Raw genomic sequence first — 20,996 nt, 5'->3', positions numbered from 1 at the left:
ACTTTTCAATTACACGGTTTAAATGGAGAATGATAATATTGAGGAATCACATTACGGTGTTGCTCTTGATGTTTAACGATGCGGCTGGATGAAGAGTGCTGATATTGTAGAGACATATTCCCGGCAGTGCGTTCGATGTTTAAACCACAGAAAAAACAGGGTGACGATATTGAGATTTTATCCCGGTATTTTGCTCATTGTTTAATCATACAATTTAGGAGACATTATCTTTTTTTAAGAGTCAGTATCATATCTCATCGGGTCGGGCGTTGATCTCCCGGCCCCTCTTTTCCCTACTTACGACCCATCCGATTCACCCTTGTATTTTGCATTCAAAGGAGCAGGAAATATGCCGGCTGGCAGGTTTATTGCGCCCTGTTGAGAGGCATTGTTTTGCATTCGAAGAATAGCAGCCATGGCTTACCCGAAAGGAATGATCCATAGCAATGAACAACAATTCCATACGCGTAACGCACATGCCCTGGCCGGGGGAAACCTCTGCCAGGGCCTGATGCACGCGGATGTTTTAAAAAAATACAGGACGTTGGGCCAATACCCAACGTCCATTGAATTACTCCCTGCTAAATTTAAAAATATGGAATGGGGCAATATCAAACCATCATACTACAACGGCCGCATGCAGCCGTCCGCCGGGCAAACCGTATTCTCCCTGCTCGCCAGGGCCGGTTTCCAGCTGGAACAGCAGAAAAGGAACATCTCCCCCGCTGCCGTGGAATATTTTTACTTTCATCCGTCTTTATACATCCAGGTGCACGAAGTGCAGGAACCAGACGACGGCCCGTCCAGGTTCTTTATTTTTTACCCCGGCGGCGCAACGGCTTTTGCCTCTGATATCGGGCAATTGCAACGTTGCATCTCCGCCGGGTAAAACCCTGGGCCGTTCATCCTTGTTATTTTATAACCCGGTTAATTTTGAAAAGAAGATGATCCACAAAGAAATCGTCGTGAAAGGTAAAGTACAGGGCGTCTATTTCAGGGCCACCGCGCGGTCCGTTGCAGTGAGGCTCGGGCTTAACGGCGCCGTTAAAAATCTCCCGGACGGCAGCGTTTGGATCGTTGCCGAAGGGCCGCCGCAACTGCTCGAAGAATTTATCAGCTGGTGCCGCATCGGCCCGTCCGGCGCAACCGTAACGTCGCTCGATATTACAGACGGCCCCATGGAAAATATTTCAGGTTTCGAAATACTTCACAGCTAAAAATATTTCATGCAGCCTTGATTGATTCCCTGCCTGGAACAACCACCATCAGGCATTTCAGCGCAAAAAACACCCCAGCGGGCTTTAACCCAATGCTTAAGTCAGATAAATACGCCAACTTGCCTGTGTAATTATTTTCGTATGCTGGGATAACACCCAACGCTTACGTCAATAAAAAAATCCAATTTGCCCGCATAGCAAACAATCAATCAATGGCTTTACAAGAAACCGACATATTAAACATCTTCGGTGAAAATCTCAAGCGCATCCGGCACGAAAAAGGATACAGCCAGCGGGAGCTGTCGTCCCGGTGCAATGTAGACAATGCGGACATCTCAAGGATGGAAAAAGGCGACATCAACATCACCCTCCGCACCGCCGGCCAACTGGCAGACGCGCTCGACGTAAGGGTGATAGACCTGCTGATGAAACGCTACCAGTAACACATCCCTATCCATTCCATATTTTTTTTGACAGACAGCACCCACACACCATTCCCGGTAATTCATGTTCGTATGCTGCCGGCATTCAATGTCTGATCATTAGCTAGTATCAATACACATGAGAACCTGTGTCAACTTTTGACAAAAAACGGCGAAGGCATCTTGCCTTCGCCGTTTTTTAAAATCATTTGTATCTTAAACTTTAGTTGATCTGGAGTTTCTTTAGCAAAGCTTTGTCCAGCGCCGATTTCGGAACGATGATATTGATCGTGTTCACCGCGAAATACGGCTCCGAAACATATACATACCCGCCGAATGGCGACGATTGTTTGCCCCAGGAATTTTTCACGATAAAAAACGATTTGCCCGCCGGGCTTTTCCCGATGCCGGTAATGTGCATCAGGTGATCGTCCTGCGTCACCAGCTTTTCAAACAGCTCCTGCCGGTAACCCTGCGTGGCATTCACTTCCTGGAGATCGGGGTTCGGTTTTTTGCGGTTGAATAAACTGTCTGCCTGCGGCGCAAAAGCATAACCGCTGGAAGTTACGAAACCGCGGTTACTCACGTCCGCATCCCACATTACGGTGTACCCCTTTTCCACGGCGGTTTTGGTGGTGCCGATCAATTCTTCGAGCGTTACGTTATAAAAACTGCCGTTGGCATGATTGTCCGGCAGTTCGAGAATAAAATTGCTATAATAAGGATGATGCGTGAACGAAGTAAGGTTCACATAATCGGCCGGGTTAAATTTTATCACTTTTTCCGCAAATTGCTGCGGCGTGTAAGAACGGCCCTGGTACTCGAACGTAGCGGGAGGCGCGCCGCCCATGTACTGGTCCATCAGCGCGGCGTATTGTTGCTCCCAGTTCACAGGGATGGGCCTTTTGCGCAACATCGTGTCCAGGAATTTTTTAAGCGTATCGGCCATTTTGCTGTGGTCTGGCCGGGTTTGGCCCGCATTAAGGCCATGGTACACTGATTCGGGCATCAACCCGTATCTTTCCGCGGCGATCAATACATCATGACCGAGACCGCCTTCGCCAAACTTCGCGTCGCCCTGGCGCATTACGTAATTGCGCGCTTTGATCAGGTACACGTTGCGCACGGTGAACATTTCCGATAGGTCAGGTTTGTCTCCGCCTTTTTTCACGCATTCGCTTTCGATAAGGGATGTAGTGGCAAAACACCAGCATGTGCCGGTGTTTCCCTGGTCTTTGACCTCAGTGGCCGTATTGTTCCTGATAACGCTCACTCCTTCAACGGGCGCGTTAATGGCGACGGGATGTTCCTGCGCTGCGGCCTGCAGGCTGAAAGCCAGGCCCAGGAGCAACATTGTGTCTTTTCTCATAAGCGGCATATTTTGCAGCTAAGGTACGGAAAGCGGCCTAGTTTTCCTGCGTCACTTTGCCCCTGCCGGAAACAGCCTGGTTTACCTTGCCGGGATTGCCTTTATATTTTACGTTGCCGCTGCCGGAAATAGCTACGTCGAGCGATTTTGAAACGTTCACACTGGCGTTGCCGCTGCCGGATATATGCAGTTCCATGTTCTGCGACTGCATATCAGGCGCATCCACTTCGCCGGAACCGGAAATGCTCACCTCGGTATCATCCGCGCGGCCGTTGAGTTTCAGCTTGCCGGAGCCGGACATGGCCACTTCCAGTTTTTCATATTGCACGTCCATCTTTGCGTCTACCCTGCCGCTGAAATTGGTTTCAAGACTGGCCCCTTTAATGGTACCGTCGGTGGTGATCTCCACCTGGCCGCTCGCGTTGATCTCTTTCAGCGTGGCGAGGGTGATCCAAACGGTGATAGGTTTGCTCGGGTTGATATTATACCCTTTTTTCGGGTGCAGTTTCAGTTCGTTGCCGTCGATCTCCGTTTCGATGTACGGAAGGATGTTTTCATCCGCTTCCAGCTCGACGGAATGCGTAGCCCCCTGTTTCAGCATCAGCTTGTATTTCCCGGATGAGGAGATCTCGTTGAAAGAACCGTTTACCGGGCGTTTCTCTTTTTTAAGCGAGCCGTTGCCGGTGATCTTTTCCTGCGCGTGCAGGGTGCCGGCGGCAATGATGAGCACAGCAGACAGGAAGGTTGCGATTTTCTTCATGATGTTGGATTTTATGAGGCGTTTTGTGTTAATCTCCTCCCAACTTCACATCGCTGTACCGGGCATTGATCGAAATTGCCGGTGACGCGTCTGATCCGTTGGCAGTTATGGCGGAAAAGGAGAGGTTTTCGTTTTTGCGGACCTGGTTCACGTTCTTCCATTCAAAATCTTTCGTTTTCAGATCTCCGTTCTTCATCGACGCGTGCAGCCGGAAAGCCGCGCGGTCGCTGATGCCCAGCACTACGTCCGTATAATTCAGGTTTAGCTGCATGTTCTTAAAATCGTTGGATACGTGGCGCAGAACAATATCCCCGTAATTGGCGCTTAACGTCAGCGCCCCGTCCAGCTGCTCCGATTTAAAATCCGTATAGTTCGCATCGAGGCTAAGCGATTTCACGCGCTGGAATTTTATGTCGTCGTAATTGGAATGCATTTTCACATCCCCTACCGAGCCGAACGAATGATCGCCGTTGTTGGAACGGATGTCTACATTCCCGGCGTTGCCTACTTTTATACTGGAGTAATTCGCGCTGATGTCGAGGTCTTTGGCTTTGCCAATGCGGCATTTATCGGTATAGTTGATGCGAACGGACAATTTCTTACCGGCTTCCGCAATGTCCACAAAACCGTAGTTCACCTGTACAACGGCCGCCATGGGCAGTTCGCGGGCAAGCACATCGCCAAAATTATTATCGAGCATCAGGTAAGCGATATTGGCGGGCACAAAAAGATTGTAATTCACTTTCACATAATCGCGCGAATCTTTTTTGCCGAAGTTGAACCATTTGCCGGCGCCGCTGTTGGCATTGTAGGCAGTTTCCATCTTCACGTCGCTGCCGTTGCTGTTCGCCTTTATTTCCACCATTTCCGCCATCCTGCGGGCCTGGTCGGCGTTATTGCCAAAACCGGTGATCTCGATATCGGCCTTGCATTCCTGGCGGTTCCAGATGTTGACCGTGATCTTTCCATATTTGTTAGACACCATCACTTTCGAACTGCCGCTTACGCCGAAGGTTTTGGTGATGCGCAGCTTATGCTCTTCATCGCCTTTGGAGGCGAGCACCAGCAACGGGCACAACAAAAAGAGTAATAATGTAGATTTAAATAACATTTTTTCTGATTAATGGTGTGGAGTCGGAATTGTTAGCGTCGTTATTATATTTATGGTGCTCGTCGAGGATCTTTTCCAGCAGTTCCAGTTTCATCTGGTAATAGCGGATCATGGCGGAGCGGATGCGTTCGTTGCCGGGATTGCCCGCCAGTTCTTTTTCGAGCATCCGGTACGTTTCGTTGCGCAGCTCCAGTTCTTTGCTGGTAGTGCTGTCCAGCCCAAGTTCCGCGGCCGGTATGCGTTTCAGCTCATCCAGCTTTTCTTCGATGCGCGTGGTATAGAACTGTTCCATCTCCTGCATTTCCGGGATCACCACCGCCACTTCCTTTTTAGTTTGCAGGAAAATGAGGAGGATGCCCGCATTTGCCACAAGCGCAACCAGGATGGCAGCCTTCCACCAGTGGCGGGCCATCATTGATATCACCCTGGCCTTCTGCTTTACCGGCAGCTCTTTTTCCAGCGCAGCCCACACTCCCGGGCCAGGACCTTCTTCTTCGAAAGCATTTCTGTTCTGCTGAATGAAATCTTCCAGTTTCATACTTCTCTGGTTTTTATTTTCACCAATTGCCTTACTTTTTCCTTGGCGCGCATGTACTGGGTTTTCACGGTCGATTCCGAAATGCCGAGCAGCGATGCGATCTCCCGGTGAGAGTACTCTTCGAAAAGGTACAGGTTGATCACCGTTCTGTAACCGTCCGGCAACTGGCTGATGGCGTCTTTTACGGCCGTTACCGTCATGGCGTGCTCCGATTCGTCTACCTTTTCCGCTTCTTCATACTCCCCTTCCCCTACTTCCTCGAAATGCACTTTCTTTTTGCGGAGGTAACTGAGGCAGTGATTGACCACGATCCTTTTGATCCAGGCTGTAAGACTGCTGTCGGTCGCCAGCTTGTCGAGATTTTTGAACACCTGCACGAATGCTTCCTGCAATACGTCTTCCGCATCTGCCTGCTGCCCCGTCATTCTCAGGCAGATGTTGTACATCGCTTTGGAATACGCCTCGTACAGCTCGCGGTATGCCCTTACGTCTCCCTTGCGGCAGCGTACCACGATTTGATTAGTTACAGGCGTGTTTTCCAAATTGTCAGGGTATAAAGTCATATTAAAGACGCGGGATTAAAACCAGGGTTGCATGCGGGTGACAATTATTTTCAAAATACTGAAAATCACCGGCATATAAAAGAGAACGCGACTTACGAGAAGCCGCGTTCTTTCCATCCTTATATACCTAAAACATGATTAGGTACGTGTTTGTGTTACTTCACCCGGCTCTGTTCGTCTTCCAGACCGGTTTTACGGTTCCGGGCCTCTTTGACGTTGGAGTTGCCGAAGCGGTAGGTGAAGGAAACCCTTACCTGGCGGCTATCCCAACGGTTCGCGAGTTTGATGTCGCGGTTGGTGACGCTGTAGGTGCCGCCGAAGCGCTGGGTGTTGAAAACGTCGTTCACATTCAGGCGAATCGTGCCTTTCTTATCCAGCACGGTTTTCTGGAAACCGACATTAAAAGCGTACATCGGGTTCATTCTGAAAAGCCCTTCCTGGGAGATCTGCGAAGAGTTGTACCAGAACGATGCCTCGGCTGTATAACCCTTGCCCAGTGTGAACGTATGTTGGGTGTTGCCGAAGAAGCCGCCGGAAGAGCGTTTGATCAGCTCCCCGTTTACGGTGGTTTCGAAGGCGTTATAAAAAACGGAGAACGTGGTGAAGGTTTTCCACCATTTGGTGACGGGCACCGGCGCGGAGATGTTCAGGTTCACGTTGTCTTTTTTCGCTACGTTCATATAGCGGTACACTACAATGGTGGTATCGCCGGTTTCGCTGTCTACGCCCGGCTCCAGGATGCGCGACAGCATGTCGGTGGTATGACTGTAGCCGATGGCCGTGGTCAGGAACGATTTGAAGGTATGTGTCAGGTCGAAGTTGCTGGAGTACTGCGGGCGCAGGTTCGGGTTGCCCCCGGCTTTGGTGTAGCGGTCCAGGTAAAATTCGAACGGGTTCAGGTCGTCGTAGCTCGGGCGCTGCAGCCTGCGGCTGTAGGAAATGCCCCACTGGTGGTCTTTGCTGGCGTTGTAGCTCAGGAAGATGCTGGGGAAGAAGTTCAGGTAACTCGTGTCGTTCACCTGTTTGAGCGTAACGGAATTGCCTTCCACGTTCGTTTGTTCGGCGCGCAGACCGGCCTGTACGCCGATTTTTTTGAACTGTTTGCTGAAGTTGAGGTACGCCGCGTTCACGTTTTCTTTGTAAACGAAGTAGTTGGAGCGGTTGTAATCGTATTCCCAGCTGCCATAACGGAGCGAATCGAAGCGGGAATTATTGTCCGATTCCACGAAGCTGATCTTCACCCCGGCCTCGAACTTGGCGTCGTTCTTCAGCGGATGTGTGTAATCTATTTTGGCGGTTTTGATGTTGATGATGGAAGGCTGCAGGCTGCGGGTGGTATCTCCGCGGAAATAGATCTTGCCGTGCGCGTCCATGTAGCCCGAATACAGCAATGCGTGCTGGTCTTCGGCGTTGCGGGAATAGTCCAGGTCGATGTTGATCTCTTTCCCGGTGGTGTCCAGCTTGCCTTTATAGTTAAGGTTGTAGCTCTGGCGGTTCATGTTCTGCCGGTTGTCTGTGATCGTTTTCAGGCTGGAATCGATCCTTTGGCCGTTGCCGATCCAGGTTTCGCTGTTGCCGTCCCCTTTCCAGCGGTTGCCCGCCACATTCACCATCACACCGAGGGTGTGGTTTTTATCGAGAAACCAGTCGATGCCGGCTTTGGCGCCGTGGTATTGACTTTCCTTATCCAGGAAAGAATGCTGGTCGAACACGATGCGGCCGCTTTTCTCGATGTTGTCGCGGTAAATGTCCAGCGCTTCGAACTGGCGGTTGTAGCTGTAATTATACGAACCGTAAACATTGAGATGCTGGTTGCGGTGGTTGAGGTTGAGGCCGGCGTTGCCGCGGGGGAGCTTGCCCTGGCCGTACGTGGCGTTCACGCTGCCATTGGTGCCGAAGTTGGAATTTTTCTTCAGTTTGATGTTAATGATCCCGGCGTTGCCTGCTGCGTCGTATTTGGCGGAAGGATTGGCAATCAGCTCGATCTGGTCGATGTTCGAGCTGGGCATATTTTTCAGCAGCAGTGCAACGTCCTGGGGAGACATGTTCGTGGGTTTGCCGTCGATCATGATGATCACACCGTTCTTGCCACGCATGGATATATTGTCGTCTTTATCTACCTGGATGCCGGGCGATTGCTGCAGCACTTCCAGGGCGGTGCCGCCTGCGGCCACGATGCTGTTCTCCACGTTCACCACCATTTTATCGGCCTTTTGTTCGATGAAAGGGCGTTTACCCGTCACATTTATTTCCTTCAGGTTGCGGGTTTCTTCTGAAAGCACGATGGCGGGCACTTTCACGGGGGAGCCGTTTACTTTGAGGGGTTTGCTGAAATTCTTTTTGTACCCCATATTGGCGGCCGCCACGAGGTACTGACCTTCGGCGATGCCTTCAAAAACGTACTTCCCTTCCATGTCCGCAATGGCCCCTTTCACAAGGGAAGAATCTTTTACTTTAAGGAGCGTTACGGTGGCAAATTCTACAGGTTTGTTGCCTGTTTTAAGTACTGTGCCGGTTACTTTGCCTTTTTCGTCAGTTAGGTCGGGGGTTGTTTGTGCCTGTCCATTATAACTGTTACTTATCAGTAACACGCTAAGGATCAGCAGCATAAAGTTAGATTTCATATAAGGAGGATTGTAGATTTTGATAATTTATAGTTCCTTTCTTTATCAACTACAGTGCAAAGATAGGTAGTATGTTTTGCATAGTACATAATTATACACAAGTGGTCGTATGATGGTGACGATTGGTAAAACCGGGATTTGGATCTGGAAATGATTAGTCAGGTTAAGTCCGCGCCGTTTCTTTTGGAATCGTATTCAGGATAAAAGACGACGGGCGGGGAAATATGTTGCAAATTTTTCGGGGTAAGTGGATGAACGGGGCTACATGGCGAGGAACGGGGCAAAACAAAGAGCCGCCCGGTGAAAGGCGGCTCTGTCTAATAATATATCCCGGTCAGGGCGCAACAATTAAACGGATCGTTTTTTCATGACATAGGGAAATTGATCTTACAAGAACCGTCAGTCGAATTTCAGCCTGTCCAGCACTTCCGGCAGCAGCTCCTGCATTTTTTCGAACACCACCCGTTCTTCTTTGCGGATGTGCTCCTCGAGGCTGCGGGCCAGTGTATCCATGTCCGTTATAAGGTCTTTACTGTCTACCAGTGTGCTGTACATGCCGGAGATAACCCGGTGCTCGTGGAGCAGTTCGTCGAGCATGGCGTCCATTTCGGGGGAAAAGCCCCGGCATTGTTCAAAAAGATGGTCTTCTTTCTGAATATGCGGCACCATTACTTCCTGGAACACTTTCACCATGTAATCCATTTTGGCGTTGGTTTCCAGCGGGTAGCCCTCGTAAGGCGCGGCGTCTTTTTTCAGGTACCTGCATACAAAAAGCAGGCTTTTATGTTCGTGCGAAAGCGGGATCAAATTGGGATGACGCTGCATCTATGCTGTTTTAAGCGTATTCGTTCTGCGGGCGTACCAGATCAGCACGGCCCCTCCTATTACCAGCAGGCTGGCGATCAGCTCGGCCTGCGTGGGATGGAAGCCGAAGATATCATATTTTGTATTGACCCGTATCTTTTCCACGAAGAAACGTTCTACGCCATTGAGTATTAAATAGATACCGAATATCACGCCCGGGGTGGTCACTTTTTTCCGGATCGCCATCAGCACCACGAAAAACAGCCCGCATACGATGATCTCATACAACGGCGTCGGGAAAACGCCCACGGGCAAAGCGCTGCAGTATTCCCCTGAGCAGCCCTGGATGGCGATACCGTCGTTCACCACGTTACGCGGATAACTGTACGCCACAAAAAAGTCGGGCAGCCAGCTGAGGGCTTCCGGTTTTTCGAAGCTGCGGTGCGGCACGGCGTCGAGACTGCCGAATTGGTTAATAAAATATGTCTTGTTTTTCTGAACGATCTCCTGGTATTGCGCCGGCGCGATCTTCACCACATTCCCGGAGGGATCGGTGCCGTAAGCGCTGTTGTTGATGCCCCAGTCGCCGTCTCCGGCAAACTGGCAGCCCATGCGGCCCACGGCGTAAGCCAGCATCAGGGCGGGGCCCGCACTGTCTATCAGGTGTTTCCAGCTGATGCCTTTTTTATGCGCATACCGGATGATGACGTAAGCCGCCACGATGAGGCCGCCATAAAAGGTGAGGCCGCTGGCGGAGAAAATGGAGCCCCAGGGATTTTTCACGAATTCGCCCCAGTTTTCCAGGTTATGGAACACCTTCGCTCCTATCAGTCCTGCAACGGCGGCCATGATGGTAAAATCAGGCACGCGCTGGTGCGGGTATACGAGCACGGTTTCTTCTTTGGGTTTGGGAAGCGCCTTCTTTTTGCGGGCGTAATATTTATAATACCCCAGCGCCGCGCCCGCCAGCAAGCCGCCGATAACGCTGCCCTGCATGGAAAGGAAATAATCCCGGAGATCGCCTTCCGCGCTGAAAAGGCCGAATACCTTAAAACCGATAATAAAACCGATCACCGCGTTGGTAATGATCTCCGTCATCGACGCGGGCTGGCCCACCATCACTTTTTCGGGCACGGGATGCAAAAGGCCGAGCCGCTCGCGCCGGCGCAATTCGGAAGTAAGCACGTACGCCGCGGCCAGGAAAGCCAGCGCTACAAAAAAGCCGAATGTCTGGAACACTTTCAGGAACGGGATCTGCACCCCGAACAAATCCTCAAAAGCGTAATACAAGTTAGGATACATAGGCAAAAAAAATGGTGATCTGTTTTCCTATGAACAAAGCCGAATTAGTCAGTTGGAAAATCAAACCACCAAGTTACATTTCAAATATGAATTAACCATTACGAATTTCAAACACTATCCGTAACCGTTATCATATTATTAACAGTATTCGTCGAACGCGGCCAGCAGGTTGGTCGCGATCATCTGGGCCGAACGGCCTTCGATCATGTGGCGCTCAATGAAGTGCACCAGCTGACCGTCTTTGAATAATGCGATAGACGGGGAAGACGGCGGGTAAGGCATCAGGTGCGTGCGGATCTGCTGCACGGCAGCGGAATCAAAACCGGCGAAGCTGGTCGTCAGCCTGTCGGGTTTCTTTTCGCTGGCAGTTACCGCCATCAGCACACCGGGGCGCGCAGTACCGGCGGAGCAACCGCATACGGAGTTGATCACCACCAGGGTTGTACCGCTTTGCTTTAATACGTCATCTACCTTTTCAGGGGTGAGCATTTCTTCAAAACCATTATCTGTTAATTCTGCCTTCATCGGCATCACGAGTTCCGCAGGGTACATAATTATTTGTTTTTTGCAAAGTTAATAATATATCGACATACTTCAATAAATATCGTATTTTGACAATTTGTCTGCAAATATACAAATGTTTTGACAACTTGTCATTAAAACACGTCTATCTTCTGCACAATTTACCGTTTTCCGGCATTGGTATCCCATTTGATCTATACCTCGCGTAACCGAAAAAAATGGTTTAACTCAAAATTATAAACACTATGACACTCGTAAAATTCAATCATCAGCCGGTTAAGACCTTTAGCAGCCTTGTAGACGATATTTTCAACGGCAAATTCATTAACCGCGACTTCGCCACCTCCGATTTCTTCGGCAGCCATACGCCGGTTAACATCGTGGAAACCAAAGACGCCTATGTGCTCGACGTGGTAGCGCCCGGCCTGGCCAAAGAAGACTTCAAGATCAAGATCGACGCACAGACATTGACTATCAGCGCGGAAAAGAAAACCGAACAGAAAGAAGAAACCGACAAACACATCCGGCGCGAATACAGCTTCCGCTCCTTCTCCCGCTCCTTTAACCTGGACGAGAACGTGGATGCTGAAAAGATCAACGCGAAATACGATAACGGCGTCCTGAAACTGACCCTGCCCAAAAAAGAGGCAAAACAGGAAACCGTAAAAGAAATTACAGTTGCATAAGGGTTAGGAATAGTTGCGATTTGACATTCGAATTTCAACATTACGGAGCTGCTCTTTCAAGAGCGGCTCCTTTTTTTATGCCCTCAAATTACCACTAACGTTGAATGGCGGGGCCGCAGGATGAGAGTACCTTGCTGGAAAGCATGTAGCCCTTATGCCTGCCACGGTGAACAGTTTACGTCGTCTCTCGAATACCCTTTACGGCTACGCCGAAACATGGGTAACAGGAAGGCTTATACGTAATACCGCCTGCCCCTTCGAGCAGGCCCGTGTCAAAATGCTGTTCGATTATCTTTTCTTCTACAGCCTCGTACTGCTGCCTATCCTGCCGGCGGTGATCTATCACCGGGACTGGACCAATACGTTCGTCACCGTTTGTTTTGTCTCCATTTTCGTGTTATGCGCCGCATTGATGGCCGCGGGCGTCAATATCGCCGTCACCGGCGCGATTGCCTCGCTCAACACCCTGGTAGTGCCGATGGTCAGCTCCTTCGCCAACGACCTGGACGTATCCCCCATTTATGCCATACCCTGGATGATGGCCTGCCTTCTCGGCTACTTCGTGCTTAACCTCCGGGCGGCATTGGGACTAAGCGGCGTTTTGCTGGCATATCTCGGGCTGGTGGCCGTTATCAAGATCAACAACATCCCGGTATTGCTGCCGCCTACCTATTCCCCCATGGACAAATACCTCGTTACCCCTTTCCTGATGGCGGGTTACATGATCGTATGCCTGCGGGTATGGGGCGTGTATTACCTGAACATCACCCGGATGGAACAAAAGGCCCGGTTGGAGCAGCAGCAGCGATTCACTGCCATGATCAACCAGAAATTGACCAAACAGTTCCTGCTGGTAAAGGGGCTTTCCCGCTCAGGCAAAACCGAGAACCAGGAGGGCAACACCGAAATGCTGGATGCCTGCTTTTCAGAGATCGAAAAACAATGCGACACCGCCATCCAGTACCTGGACGGGGCGCAGCCGGAATAACCGCCGGTTTAAAGGCACTTATCCTTCCTTCTTGTATCTACCAGGTAAATGATCTTCCAACCTTCCGGGCTTTTGAATAACTGGAAAGAATTGACCCCGCAATGGGCGAACTTGTTGTTGAGGTAAAACGAATACGGGGTCCATACGCTGGCGAGCGGCCCGTCTACTAAAACTTTGCTAAACGTAATCCGCTCATCCCACACGTCCGTGTGAGGCGTACCTACGGCTGTTAGAAATTTTTCAAGGGAGGCGGTTACCAGGCGGAGGCTGCCGTCTTTGGTGGTAAGAGCGGTCTGCATTACAGGGTTTTCGTAGAAGACGGCCTTTACCATCGCGCTATCCCCGCGTTTCATTCCTTCAAATAGTTGACGGATGGCGTTCTTTACGGCTTCTTCCTCTGAATGCTGCGCTGCGGCAGGGCGGGAACATATGATTAATAATATAAAAGGGAGTAATTTGAAATATTTCATAATTGATAAAGCGGCTTAATTTAATATTATCAAGTATGGGGCCGAAATGGTCGCAACGTATTTTGTGTAAAAAAGTTGTTAAAAGATACAACTAAATGGTATTTGCAATCGAAAGAAGGCGAACTATTTTTGATTACGTAATTATTCGTAACCTATTGCCCGATACCTTGAGATTTCCTTGTCCTTATGCCATGAATGGTTCCTTTTTCCTTGTGCCTTGAAATGTTCCTTTTTACCTTATGCCTTGAGTTTCCTTTTATTCCCTTGCTATGAATGTTGGATCGATCTATCCTATGAAATTGTAGGCTCTCCCCCTGGAGAGCCTATTCAATTATGTGATAGTCAGGTTCCGTAAAACGAAAGCGGCGGAAAGAGAACGCGGTCTTGCGATGTTTTACTTAAGTTACCGAACCCCTTTGTGAATTCCGGGCGTTTTGGTACAAACGGTTGCACCGGGTTATAACCGCTATAAAAACAGAAACCCTCCGGAGAACCGGAGGGTTTTTAAGTGGATTACTAACCCATTTTTTTAATAACCCAAAATTTTCAGCATGCTTTGGGAGGTTTGCTCCTTGGCATATAACCAGTCTTTTAATTGTCCGTTTTTATCGTAGCCTACGATCACGTGTTTGGGGGAAGGGATCAGGCAGTGCTTGATGCCCCCGTACCCGCTCAGTTGATCCTGGTAGGCGCCGGTGTGGAAGAACCCGATATACAGAGGCTCCCCGTTGGTCAGCTTGGGAAGGAACACGGCGTTGATGTGTTCTTCCGAGGTGTAGAAGTCGTACCCGTCGCAGGTAAGCCCTCCAAGGTGCACCTCCTGGTATTCCTGGTCCCATTTGTTGATGGGCAGCATCAGGAATTTCTCGCCGATGCCCCAGGTGTCCGGCAGCGTGGTAATGAAAGAACTGTCGATCATATACCAGGCCTCGCGGTCGTTCTGTTGTTTTTCGCCCAGCACGCTGTAGATCACTGCGCCGCTCTCTCCCACTGTGAACGAGCCGAATTCCGTGTAAATGTCGGGAACGGGCACTTTGTTCTTTTTGCAAACGCTCTTGATGTTGGCTACGATCTCGTTCACGATGTAAGCGTAATCGTAGTCGAACCCGAGGGAGTGTTTGATCGGGAAGCCGCCGCCGAGGTTAATGCTTTCCAGTTCGGGAGCGATCTTTTTCAGCTGGCAGTAGAGGTTCAACACTTTGTTGAACTGGCTCCAGTAAAATATATCGTCCTTGATCCCCTTGTTCATAAAGAAGTGGAGCATTTTCAGCTCGAACTTCGGGTTACCCTTCAGCTTGTCCACGTAAAACTCGAGGATGTCGCGGGGGGCAACGCCCAAACGGGAGGTATAAAAGTCGAAGGTCGGCTCCTCTTCCGCCGCGATCCGGATGCCCAGTTTAACGGGATCTTTGGTGCGGATGAATTTGGAATAGTCTTCCAACTCCTCTTTATTGTCCAGTACCGGTATCACATTGGTAAAACCGCTGTTGACCAGTTTGGCGATGCTGCGGGTATAAGTTTTTGTCTTATAACCGTTGCAGATAACGTACGTGTCCTTGCTTATCTTTTTCCTTTCGTACAGTTTATTGATGATATCAATATCGTAGGCGAAGGAAGTTTCGATATGCACCCCGTGTTTCAGGGTCTCCTCCATAATAAAGGAGAAGTGCGAACTTTTGGTGCAATAACAATAATAATAATTGCCATCGTACCGGTTCTTTTTGATCGCGTCCTGGAACATCTTTTTCGCCCTGTTCACCTGCATCCCGATCTTGGGAAGATAGGTCAGTTTGAAAGGCGTCCCGTACTTGTCGATCAGGGCCCGGATATCCAACCCGTTAAACACGAGGTTGTTGTCCTTCACTTCGAAACCCTCCTGGGGGAACTCGAAGGTTTGGTTAACGAGGTCCGTATAGGTGTTGTTCATTTAACGCTGTGAATGAATTTTAGAGTTAGTAAAAACTTAAACTACAGTATAAATGAGCTGGAGGACTTCTGGTTTGATAGTTGAAAGCAAATCACAATACCTACGTAAGTTCGTTGACCCAGCAAAATCGGATGCAAATCTAACACTTTGTTCTAATGGAAAACCAAAATTTTTCCCTCTTTTTTATGAAAGGTGAATAACTATATTAATTGTTTGACAGTCAATTAATTCAGCATAATTATATCTAATAAAAATAACAACAACCCAATATCTTATTCCCTTATATGTAAGAGCATGACAGGAATATTACAATCGCTTCAGAATCATTTTAATAGTTCAAGTCCCCTTTTTCCTTCGCAGAATAACAGGTCCAGGATGCTGAGGTTCGGGAAAAAACCCGTGCGCTCGCCAAAAACCTGGGTGTAAACGGGCGCTTCTTCCGGGAGCTGACCGGGCACCATATGGTCCCTTTTATCGGAAACATTGGTGGCCGGGTCGTAAGTTTTGCGGAACTCGTCCGTCAGCCGGACCTCGGGGTGTATGCCCAGCGCCTGGTTGACCCATTCGAGGCAGGCAAGGTTCCAGTCCAGCAGGAACTCGAACCGCTTTTCATACAATTCTTCCAGTTCCGGTTCAAAATATTCGAACCAGGGGGAACGGCGGTAAGCGGAAGTGAGGGTCTTCCAATGAAGGGCCTGCCAGTTTTCCACATTGCTGATCCGGACATCCTTCATTACCGTCCGCTGATTTTTTCCCTTCGAAAGGGGAACGCTCAAAAGGATGACGCCGTTCGGCCCCGCAACGTAACAACGGTTCCTGAAACTCACCTTTTGGTAGTGTTCATATCTCTCAATTTGTAATATTTCGCTCTCAATTAAAGTTTTATAAAAATAAACTGATGGAAAGTATTGACTTTCAATAAGTAAAATTTTCGAATTGTTCGTTGCTGTCATATCGTCACGATTGAACTTTTCCGGGTGTAAAAATGATGAAAACCGCCTGTTTAAAATTTAATGTTAAGTTATCAATTCAATTGCATAATTTATTGAAATGCAGTTCATAGAATGATATTAAATATGCTATTTATTTTAGGATTCCGCAGTTTAAAGCGGAATTGTAAAAGTCAACAAAAATACTAAAGTTATTAGTCTGAAAAATGATTGATTTTGACGCATTTTTACTTGAAGTAAAATTTGAAGCAGGAGGCACGCTCCCAGCCTTCCGGAAATGAACCTTTAACGTAATCTTTAGATGGAGTTTCGTAGGTTTGATGAAATCTTAAACAGCAGTTCATGAAACGGTTTCGTTGGTGCCTCGTTATTTTGTTCATTTGGGGAGGGCTCAGTTCCTGCGATAAAATGAAGGACCTGGAATTTCTCCGGGTCGCCAGTTTCGATTTCGAAAGCCTGAGTTTCTCAAAAAGCACCGTTAAAATGGAGCTCGCCTATTTCAACCCGAACAATTTTTCGCTCCGCCTCAAAGATGCCGAGTTCGACGTTTTTCTTGACGATACCAAAGTCGGCCATTCTTTGCAGGACACCCTGATCGACATCCCCGCCCGCGACACCTTTTATTTCCCCGTGAAACTGGACGTGGAAATGGGCAACGTTTTCAAAAATGTGCTGGGCGCTCTCGGCAACAAGGAGGTCACGATCAAGGCCTCAGGCAACTGCAAAGTGGGCAAAAAAGGCGTTTACCTGCCCTTCCCGATCCGTTGCGAGACGAAGCAGAAACTGGACTTTTTTTGATGGGGACAGGGGCATTCGACCATACCTTCCACCATAAAATTGACATGGTTTCACGGAAGGGCATAAAACCGCAGTATTTGCCTTATATAGAAAAAAACCTTATCCATCTGAACGCACGTATCATTGCTGCTACTGGATATTAAGGTTTCTATCAGTAAAATTCTTGAGTATACCAAAGGCATTTCCTTCGATGCTTATGAGGCCGACTCAAAAACAAAGGATGCGGTAGAAAGAAATTTTGAAATTATTGGAGAAGCTTCTTCAAGAATTCCAGCCGATTTTAAGGAATTACATCCCGGAATTGAGTGGAGGATCATTAAAGACTTTAGAAATTTCATCATTCATGAATACTTTGGGATAAATAACCAGATCGTGTGGGATATCATACAATACAGGCTGCCGGTTTGCTCAAAGAGATTGATGGCTTACTCTCCGGGGAAGCTTAGGTTAAGCCCAATAAAAAACCGCCCCGGAACTCCGGAGCGGTTGTAATATAAAATTTACGTGAGTTAGTTCTTTTTCACCGGCCCTCCGCCGTCTTCAGGTTTCTTGCAGCACTTCGGCAGGGCATCGTAGGAATCTTCGTTGGCCGTTACATCGTCCGCATCATAACCCGCGTTTGCGATCGCGGTTTTGATGTTCTCAATATTCGTACGGTCGGTATAGTATTTTACGGTAGCTTCTTTCTTTTTAACGTCCACCACCATACTTTTCACCCCTTCTTCCTTCAGGAAATAACGCTGGATCCTGTCTTTGCACATGTTGCACTGCACGGAAGGCACCTTGATCTTGGCCGTGGTCAGCGTTTGTTTGTTAGACTGGGCCATGGCAGCGCCTGCACCGCACAAAATGAACACCAGCATGAGTTGAATGATACGCATAGCATGATTATTTAAGTCTCAATATACAAATAAACGTAAATATATCCTGTTTATTTCCCCCACACGTCGGGAGCGGCGCGCCAGGCGTTCAGGGTCTCCTGCTGTTCCGGGGAAACCGTCCCTTTTTCCACCGCCAGCTCTATCAGCGCGCTGTAATTGCTCAGCGACCGGAAGGGCACGCCTGCCGCTTCGAACGCTTTCACCGCCACATCGAAACCGTAATTGAAGATCGATACCATCCCGATCACTTCGCCGCCCGCTTCACGGATGGCCTGTACCGCTTCCAGGCTGCTTTTGCCGGTAGAGATCAGGTCTTCCACCACTACTACCGGCTGCCCCGGCTGCAATACCCCTTCGATGCGGTTGCCCATGCCATGTTCTTTCGGCTTCGACCGTACATAAATAAACGGCAGTTTCAGCTGATCGGCCACCATGGCGCCATGTGGAATGCCTGCCGTAGCTACGCCCGCGATCACGGCCGCTTCCGGGTAAGCCTCAAATATCAGGTTGGCAAGCTCGGATTTGATATAGTCGCGGATGTACGGGAAAGACAATACCGTGCGGTTATCGCAATAGATCGGGGATTTCCATCCTGAAGCCCAGGTAAAGGGCTGGGCCGGGCTGAGTTTTACGGCCTGAATCTGGAGCAGCTTTTCAGCTACCTGTTTTTCACTGACTTTATTCATAACGGTGGCAAAAGTACGATGAATAATGCAAAGGATTATTTTTGCAGCATGGAAACACCCGTTAATATATATATAAATGAAAGACCGTTGGTAATAGCGAACAACCAACAACATCTGCCCCCCGCTTTCGTGAATGCCGCCACCCTTTTTTCCCCGACGGATGAAGAAGTGGCTCAAACCCTGCGACTGCTCGAAAAAGGCGAATTGCCTATGGCCGTGCTGCGGAGCCCCGCGCCGGAGACCGTGCTGGAACGGGTGAAAAGCCATTTTACAGAATTCGTGGCTGCGGGCGGCCTCATTACCAACGCCACCGGCGAAGTGCTGCTAATGTTCCGCCGCGGTAAATGGGATATGCCCAAAGGCAAGCAGGATGAGGGGGAAACGCTCGAAGAATGCGCCCTCCGCGAAGTTCAGGAAGAAACCGGCCTGCAGAACGTAAAACTCGGCCACCTGATCACCGAAACCTGGCATTATTACCCCCTGAAAGATAAAAAAGTGCTGAAACACAGCTACTGGTACCGCATGTACTTCACCGGCACGGAACTTACCATCCCACAGATCGAGGAAGATATTATGGACATCCAGTGGATACGGCCGGAGAACCTTGCCAAATACATGCAATACTCCTACCAGAACATCGTTGATGTGGTGGAGAAAGCAGGATATAAAAGTCAGACCTATGAACGCTAAAGAACATTACGACAATCACCTGGCCGCCTTCTATGCCTGGATGACCGGGAATTTCGACACCAAACAGCAGGAACAGGAAGATTATTTCAGGCGCAAGCACATTGCGCCAGCCGGCAACCGCGTAGCGGTAGACTTGGGCGCCGGGCATGGCCTGCAGACCATTTCGCTGGCCAACCTGGGGTTTACGGTATTTGCGGTGGACTTCAACCAGCACCTGCTGTCTGAGCTCAACGCCCGCGCCAAAGGCATGCCCGTGCGCACCATCCTCGGGAACCTGACCAACACCGCGCAATACGCCATGGACGCGGAGCTGATCACCTGCATGGGCGACACCCTCACCCATCTCGAAAGCATCCAGCAGGTAACTACGCTGCTGGAGCAATGGCAGCGCATGCTGCCTCCCGGGGGCAAGCTGGTATTATCTTTCCGCGACCTCACGCAGGAACTGCACCACGAAGAACGGTTCATTCCCGTAAAAGCGGAAGACGAGCGCATACACACCTGTTTCCTGGAGTATTTCCCCGGGTTCGTAAGGGTGTTTGATGTGTTGATGGAAAAAATAAACGGGCAGTGGATACAAAAAGTAAGCAGCTATCAAAAGCTGCGGCTGGGGATTGAACAGGTGAAAGTTATGCTGACCGCCGCCGGTTTCACCGTGCGCGATCACGAGGTGATCGCCCGCATGCATTACCTGGTGGCGGAAAAAAACAGGGGGTAACCTGCTCAGCCCGCGTCTCCCGCTGCAAGGTCGCGTTTCGGCAGCACGGCTACCGTCAGGCGGCTTACGCACACCAGCTTGTGATGATCGTCTGTGATCCGGATATCCCACACATGCGTGGTGCTGCCGAGGTGCAGCGGTTTCGCGATGGCATGCACATACCCTTCGCGTACGCCGCGCACGTGATTGGCATTGATCTCCAGCCCTACACAGATCTGTTTCTGCGAATCGATCACCAACGCGGAGGCCACGCTGCCAACGGTTTCCGCAAGCGCGGCCGAAGCCCCGCCGTGCAACAGGCGGTAAGGCTGAACGGTGCGATGGTCTACCGGCATCATGGCGCGCAGGTAATCCGGCCCGATTTCCGTGAACTCCATGCCCAGGCAGGCAGCCATGGTATCGGCCGAGTTTTCATTCAGCTGGTCCAGCGAAATATCCAGCGTAAACCAGATCGGTTTCATGTTATAGTTTTTACTTTTTGTTTTTTGCTGCAGCAACGATCGAAGCGGCCACAGGGTCCGGCAGGAACTGTTCTGCGGGCCCGCCGTGGCGGATCACGTCTCTTACCAGCGTGCTGGCGATGGTGGAATATTCCGGCGAACAGGTCAGGAAAATGGTTTCCACTTCATGTTCCATTTTGCGGTTGATGTCCGCGATCGCTTTTTCGTATTCAAAATCACTCACATACCGGATGCCCCTCAAAATAAACCTCGCACCGATCTGTTTGCAGAAGTTCACCGTCAACCCTTCGTAAGCCGTCACCCTGATGGAAGATTGCCCGCGATAGATCTCTTTGATCCATTCCACGCGCTGCTCCACGCTGAACATGGGCTCTTTGCCGGCATTCACCCCAATGCCGATCACCAGCTCGTCGAAAAGCGGCAGCGCCCGGTCGATGATGTCGGTATGGCCCAGCGTTACGGGATCGAAAGTACCGGGGAATAAGCAGATTCTTTGCATACGTCTTGTG

Annotated in this window: 25 protein-coding genes; 9 read left to right on the top strand and 16 right to left on the bottom strand. The window is 49.7% G+C overall.

The features are described from left to right. Nucleotides 1–595: 595 nt before the first annotated feature. The 3 genes from J7I43_RS04565 to J7I43_RS04555 all read left to right on the top strand — a co-directional run bounded on the left by J7I43_RS04565 (nucleotide 596) and on the right by J7I43_RS04555 (nucleotide 1,660). Nucleotides 596–889 (top strand): hypothetical protein, encoded by a 294-nt coding sequence (locus tag J7I43_RS04565; RefSeq protein ID WP_209143701.1) that lies wholly within the window; start codon nucleotides 596–598, stop codon nucleotides 887–889. A 55-nt stretch (nucleotides 890–944) separates the two neighbouring features. After that, entirely contained in the window at nucleotides 945–1,217 is a 273-nt protein-coding gene (locus J7I43_RS04560) for an acylphosphatase (RefSeq protein ID WP_209143699.1), read from the top strand. A 212-nt stretch (nucleotides 1,218–1,429) separates the two neighbouring features. Continuing rightward, nucleotides 1,430–1,660 carry a helix-turn-helix domain-containing protein gene (locus J7I43_RS04555; protein WP_209143697.1) on the top strand — a complete coding sequence of 77 codons (231 nt, stop codon included), beginning with the start codon at nucleotides 1,430–1,432 and terminating at the stop codon, nucleotides 1,658–1,660. A 202-nt stretch (nucleotides 1,661–1,862) separates the two neighbouring features. Here the strand turns inward: J7I43_RS04555 and J7I43_RS04550 are convergent, their stop codons facing one another. The 9 genes from J7I43_RS04550 to J7I43_RS04510 form a co-directional block, all read right to left on the bottom strand. After that, nucleotides 1,863–3,008 (bottom strand): C1 family peptidase, encoded by a 1,146-nt coding sequence (locus J7I43_RS04550; protein WP_209143695.1) that lies wholly within the window; start codon nucleotides 3,006–3,008, stop codon nucleotides 1,863–1,865. A 37-nt stretch (nucleotides 3,009–3,045) separates the two neighbouring features. Then, nucleotides 3,046–3,768: a head GIN domain-containing protein gene (locus J7I43_RS04545; protein WP_209143693.1), complete on the bottom strand. Its 723-nt coding sequence runs from the start codon at nucleotides 3,766–3,768 to the stop codon at nucleotides 3,046–3,048. Nucleotides 3,769–3,796: 28 nt separating this feature from the next. Then, nucleotides 3,797–4,879: a DUF4097 family beta strand repeat-containing protein gene (locus J7I43_RS04540; RefSeq protein WP_209143691.1), complete on the bottom strand. Its 1,083-nt coding sequence runs from the start codon at nucleotides 4,877–4,879 to the stop codon at nucleotides 3,797–3,799. Next, nucleotides 4,869–5,417 (bottom strand): hypothetical protein, encoded by a 549-nt coding sequence (locus J7I43_RS04535; RefSeq protein ID WP_209143689.1) that lies wholly within the window; start codon nucleotides 5,415–5,417, stop codon nucleotides 4,869–4,871. Before J7I43_RS04535 ends, J7I43_RS04540 begins: the two co-directional genes overlap by 11 nt. Then, the gene (locus J7I43_RS04530) at nucleotides 5,414–5,929 is read right to left on the bottom strand and encodes an RNA polymerase sigma factor (protein WP_209143687.1); all 516 of its coding nucleotides are present in this window, start codon (nucleotides 5,927–5,929) and stop codon (nucleotides 5,414–5,416) included. The genes J7I43_RS04535 and J7I43_RS04530 overlap by 4 nt, the downstream gene beginning before the upstream one ends. Before the next feature lie 206 nt (nucleotides 5,930–6,135). Next, complete coding sequence (locus J7I43_RS04525) at nucleotides 6,136–8,604, bottom strand: TonB-dependent receptor domain-containing protein (protein WP_209143685.1); 2,469 nt, start codon at nucleotides 8,602–8,604, stop codon at nucleotides 6,136–6,138. Nucleotides 8,605–9,003: 399 nt separating this feature from the next. After that, on the bottom strand, nucleotides 9,004–9,429 hold the full coding sequence (locus J7I43_RS04520; protein WP_209143683.1) for a hemerythrin domain-containing protein: 426 nt from the start codon (nucleotides 9,427–9,429) through the stop codon (nucleotides 9,004–9,006). Continuing rightward, nucleotides 9,430–10,710 (bottom strand): prolipoprotein diacylglyceryl transferase, encoded by a 1,281-nt coding sequence (locus tag J7I43_RS04515; RefSeq protein WP_209143681.1) that lies wholly within the window; start codon nucleotides 10,708–10,710, stop codon nucleotides 9,430–9,432. A 138-nt stretch (nucleotides 10,711–10,848) separates the two neighbouring features. Beyond that, the gene (locus tag J7I43_RS04510) at nucleotides 10,849–11,262 is read right to left on the bottom strand and encodes a BrxA/BrxB family bacilliredoxin (RefSeq protein WP_209143679.1); all 414 of its coding nucleotides are present in this window, start codon (nucleotides 11,260–11,262) and stop codon (nucleotides 10,849–10,851) included. Nucleotides 11,263–11,477: 215 nt separating this feature from the next. Between J7I43_RS04510 and J7I43_RS04505 the strand changes: the two genes are divergently transcribed. Further along, nucleotides 11,478–11,918: an Hsp20/alpha crystallin family protein gene (locus J7I43_RS04505; protein ID WP_209143677.1), complete on the top strand. Its 441-nt coding sequence runs from the start codon at nucleotides 11,478–11,480 to the stop codon at nucleotides 11,916–11,918. A 166-nt stretch (nucleotides 11,919–12,084) separates the two neighbouring features. Beyond that, a complete protein-coding gene (locus tag J7I43_RS04500) occupies nucleotides 12,085–12,906 on the top strand; it encodes a hypothetical protein (protein ID WP_209143675.1) in 822 nt (273 codons plus the stop codon). An 8-nt stretch (nucleotides 12,907–12,914) separates the two neighbouring features. Here the strand turns inward: J7I43_RS04500 and J7I43_RS04495 are convergent, their stop codons facing one another. The 3 genes from J7I43_RS04495 to J7I43_RS04485 all read right to left on the bottom strand — a co-directional run bounded on the left by J7I43_RS04495 (nucleotide 12,915) and on the right by J7I43_RS04485 (nucleotide 16,256). After that, a complete protein-coding gene (locus tag J7I43_RS04495) occupies nucleotides 12,915–13,376 on the bottom strand; it encodes a nuclear transport factor 2 family protein (protein ID WP_209143673.1) in 462 nt (153 codons plus the stop codon). Between the two features lie 529 nt (nucleotides 13,377–13,905). After that, complete coding sequence (locus J7I43_RS04490; protein ID WP_209143671.1) at nucleotides 13,906–15,303, bottom strand: type III PLP-dependent enzyme domain-containing protein; 1,398 nt, start codon at nucleotides 15,301–15,303, stop codon at nucleotides 13,906–13,908. Between the two features lie 323 nt (nucleotides 15,304–15,626). Beyond that, the gene (locus tag J7I43_RS04485; RefSeq protein WP_209143669.1) at nucleotides 15,627–16,256 is read right to left on the bottom strand and encodes a WbqC family protein; all 630 of its coding nucleotides are present in this window, start codon (nucleotides 16,254–16,256) and stop codon (nucleotides 15,627–15,629) included. 339 nt (nucleotides 16,257–16,595) lie between these two features. Between J7I43_RS04485 and J7I43_RS04480 the strand changes: the two genes are divergently transcribed. Then, a complete protein-coding gene (locus J7I43_RS04480; RefSeq protein WP_209143667.1) occupies nucleotides 16,596–17,051 on the top strand; it encodes an LEA type 2 family protein in 456 nt (151 codons plus the stop codon). Nucleotides 17,052–17,174: 123 nt separating this feature from the next. After that, the gene (locus J7I43_RS04475; protein ID WP_209143665.1) at nucleotides 17,175–17,543 is read left to right on the top strand and encodes a HepT-like ribonuclease domain-containing protein; all 369 of its coding nucleotides are present in this window, start codon (nucleotides 17,175–17,177) and stop codon (nucleotides 17,541–17,543) included. 17 nt (nucleotides 17,544–17,560) lie between these two features. On the opposite strand, the gene J7I43_RS04470 is transcribed toward J7I43_RS04475, so the two are convergent. Together J7I43_RS04470 and pyrE are read right to left on the bottom strand one after the other, a co-directional pair. After that, the gene (locus J7I43_RS04470; RefSeq protein WP_209143663.1) at nucleotides 17,561–17,932 is read right to left on the bottom strand and encodes a heavy-metal-associated domain-containing protein; all 372 of its coding nucleotides are present in this window, start codon (nucleotides 17,930–17,932) and stop codon (nucleotides 17,561–17,563) included. A gap of 50 nt (nucleotides 17,933–17,982) precedes the next feature. Further along, entirely contained in the window at nucleotides 17,983–18,618 is a 636-nt protein-coding gene (gene pyrE / locus J7I43_RS04465) for an orotate phosphoribosyltransferase (RefSeq protein WP_209143661.1), read from the bottom strand. Between the two features lie 87 nt (nucleotides 18,619–18,705). Here pyrE and J7I43_RS04460 point away from each other — a divergent pair, with 87 nt between their 5' ends. Continuing rightward, complete coding sequence (locus J7I43_RS04460) at nucleotides 18,706–19,308, top strand: NUDIX hydrolase (protein WP_209143659.1); 603 nt, start codon at nucleotides 18,706–18,708, stop codon at nucleotides 19,306–19,308. Continuing rightward, entirely contained in the window at nucleotides 19,298–20,026 is a 729-nt protein-coding gene (locus J7I43_RS04455) for a class I SAM-dependent methyltransferase (RefSeq protein WP_209143657.1), read from the top strand. Before J7I43_RS04460 ends, J7I43_RS04455 begins: the two co-directional genes overlap by 11 nt. Nucleotides 20,027–20,031: 5 nt before the next feature. Here J7I43_RS04455 and J7I43_RS04450 read toward each other — a convergent pair whose 3' ends face one another. After that, the gene (locus J7I43_RS04450) at nucleotides 20,032–20,487 is read right to left on the bottom strand and encodes a hotdog fold thioesterase (RefSeq protein ID WP_236023287.1); all 456 of its coding nucleotides are present in this window, start codon (nucleotides 20,485–20,487) and stop codon (nucleotides 20,032–20,034) included. A gap of 10 nt (nucleotides 20,488–20,497) precedes the next feature. Further along, the gene (gene coaD, locus J7I43_RS04445; RefSeq protein ID WP_209143655.1) at nucleotides 20,498–20,986 is read right to left on the bottom strand and encodes a pantetheine-phosphate adenylyltransferase; all 489 of its coding nucleotides are present in this window, start codon (nucleotides 20,984–20,986) and stop codon (nucleotides 20,498–20,500) included. Between the last annotated feature and the right edge of the window lie 10 nt (nucleotides 20,987–20,996).

Source organism: Chitinophaga chungangae (genome assembly GCF_017742215.1).
GTDB classification, from domain to species: Bacteria; Bacteroidota; Bacteroidia; order Chitinophagales; family Chitinophagaceae; genus Chitinophaga; species Chitinophaga chungangae.
The sequence above is the reverse complement of the archived record's forward strand: the minus strand, read 5'-3'. Positions and strand labels throughout refer to the sequence as shown.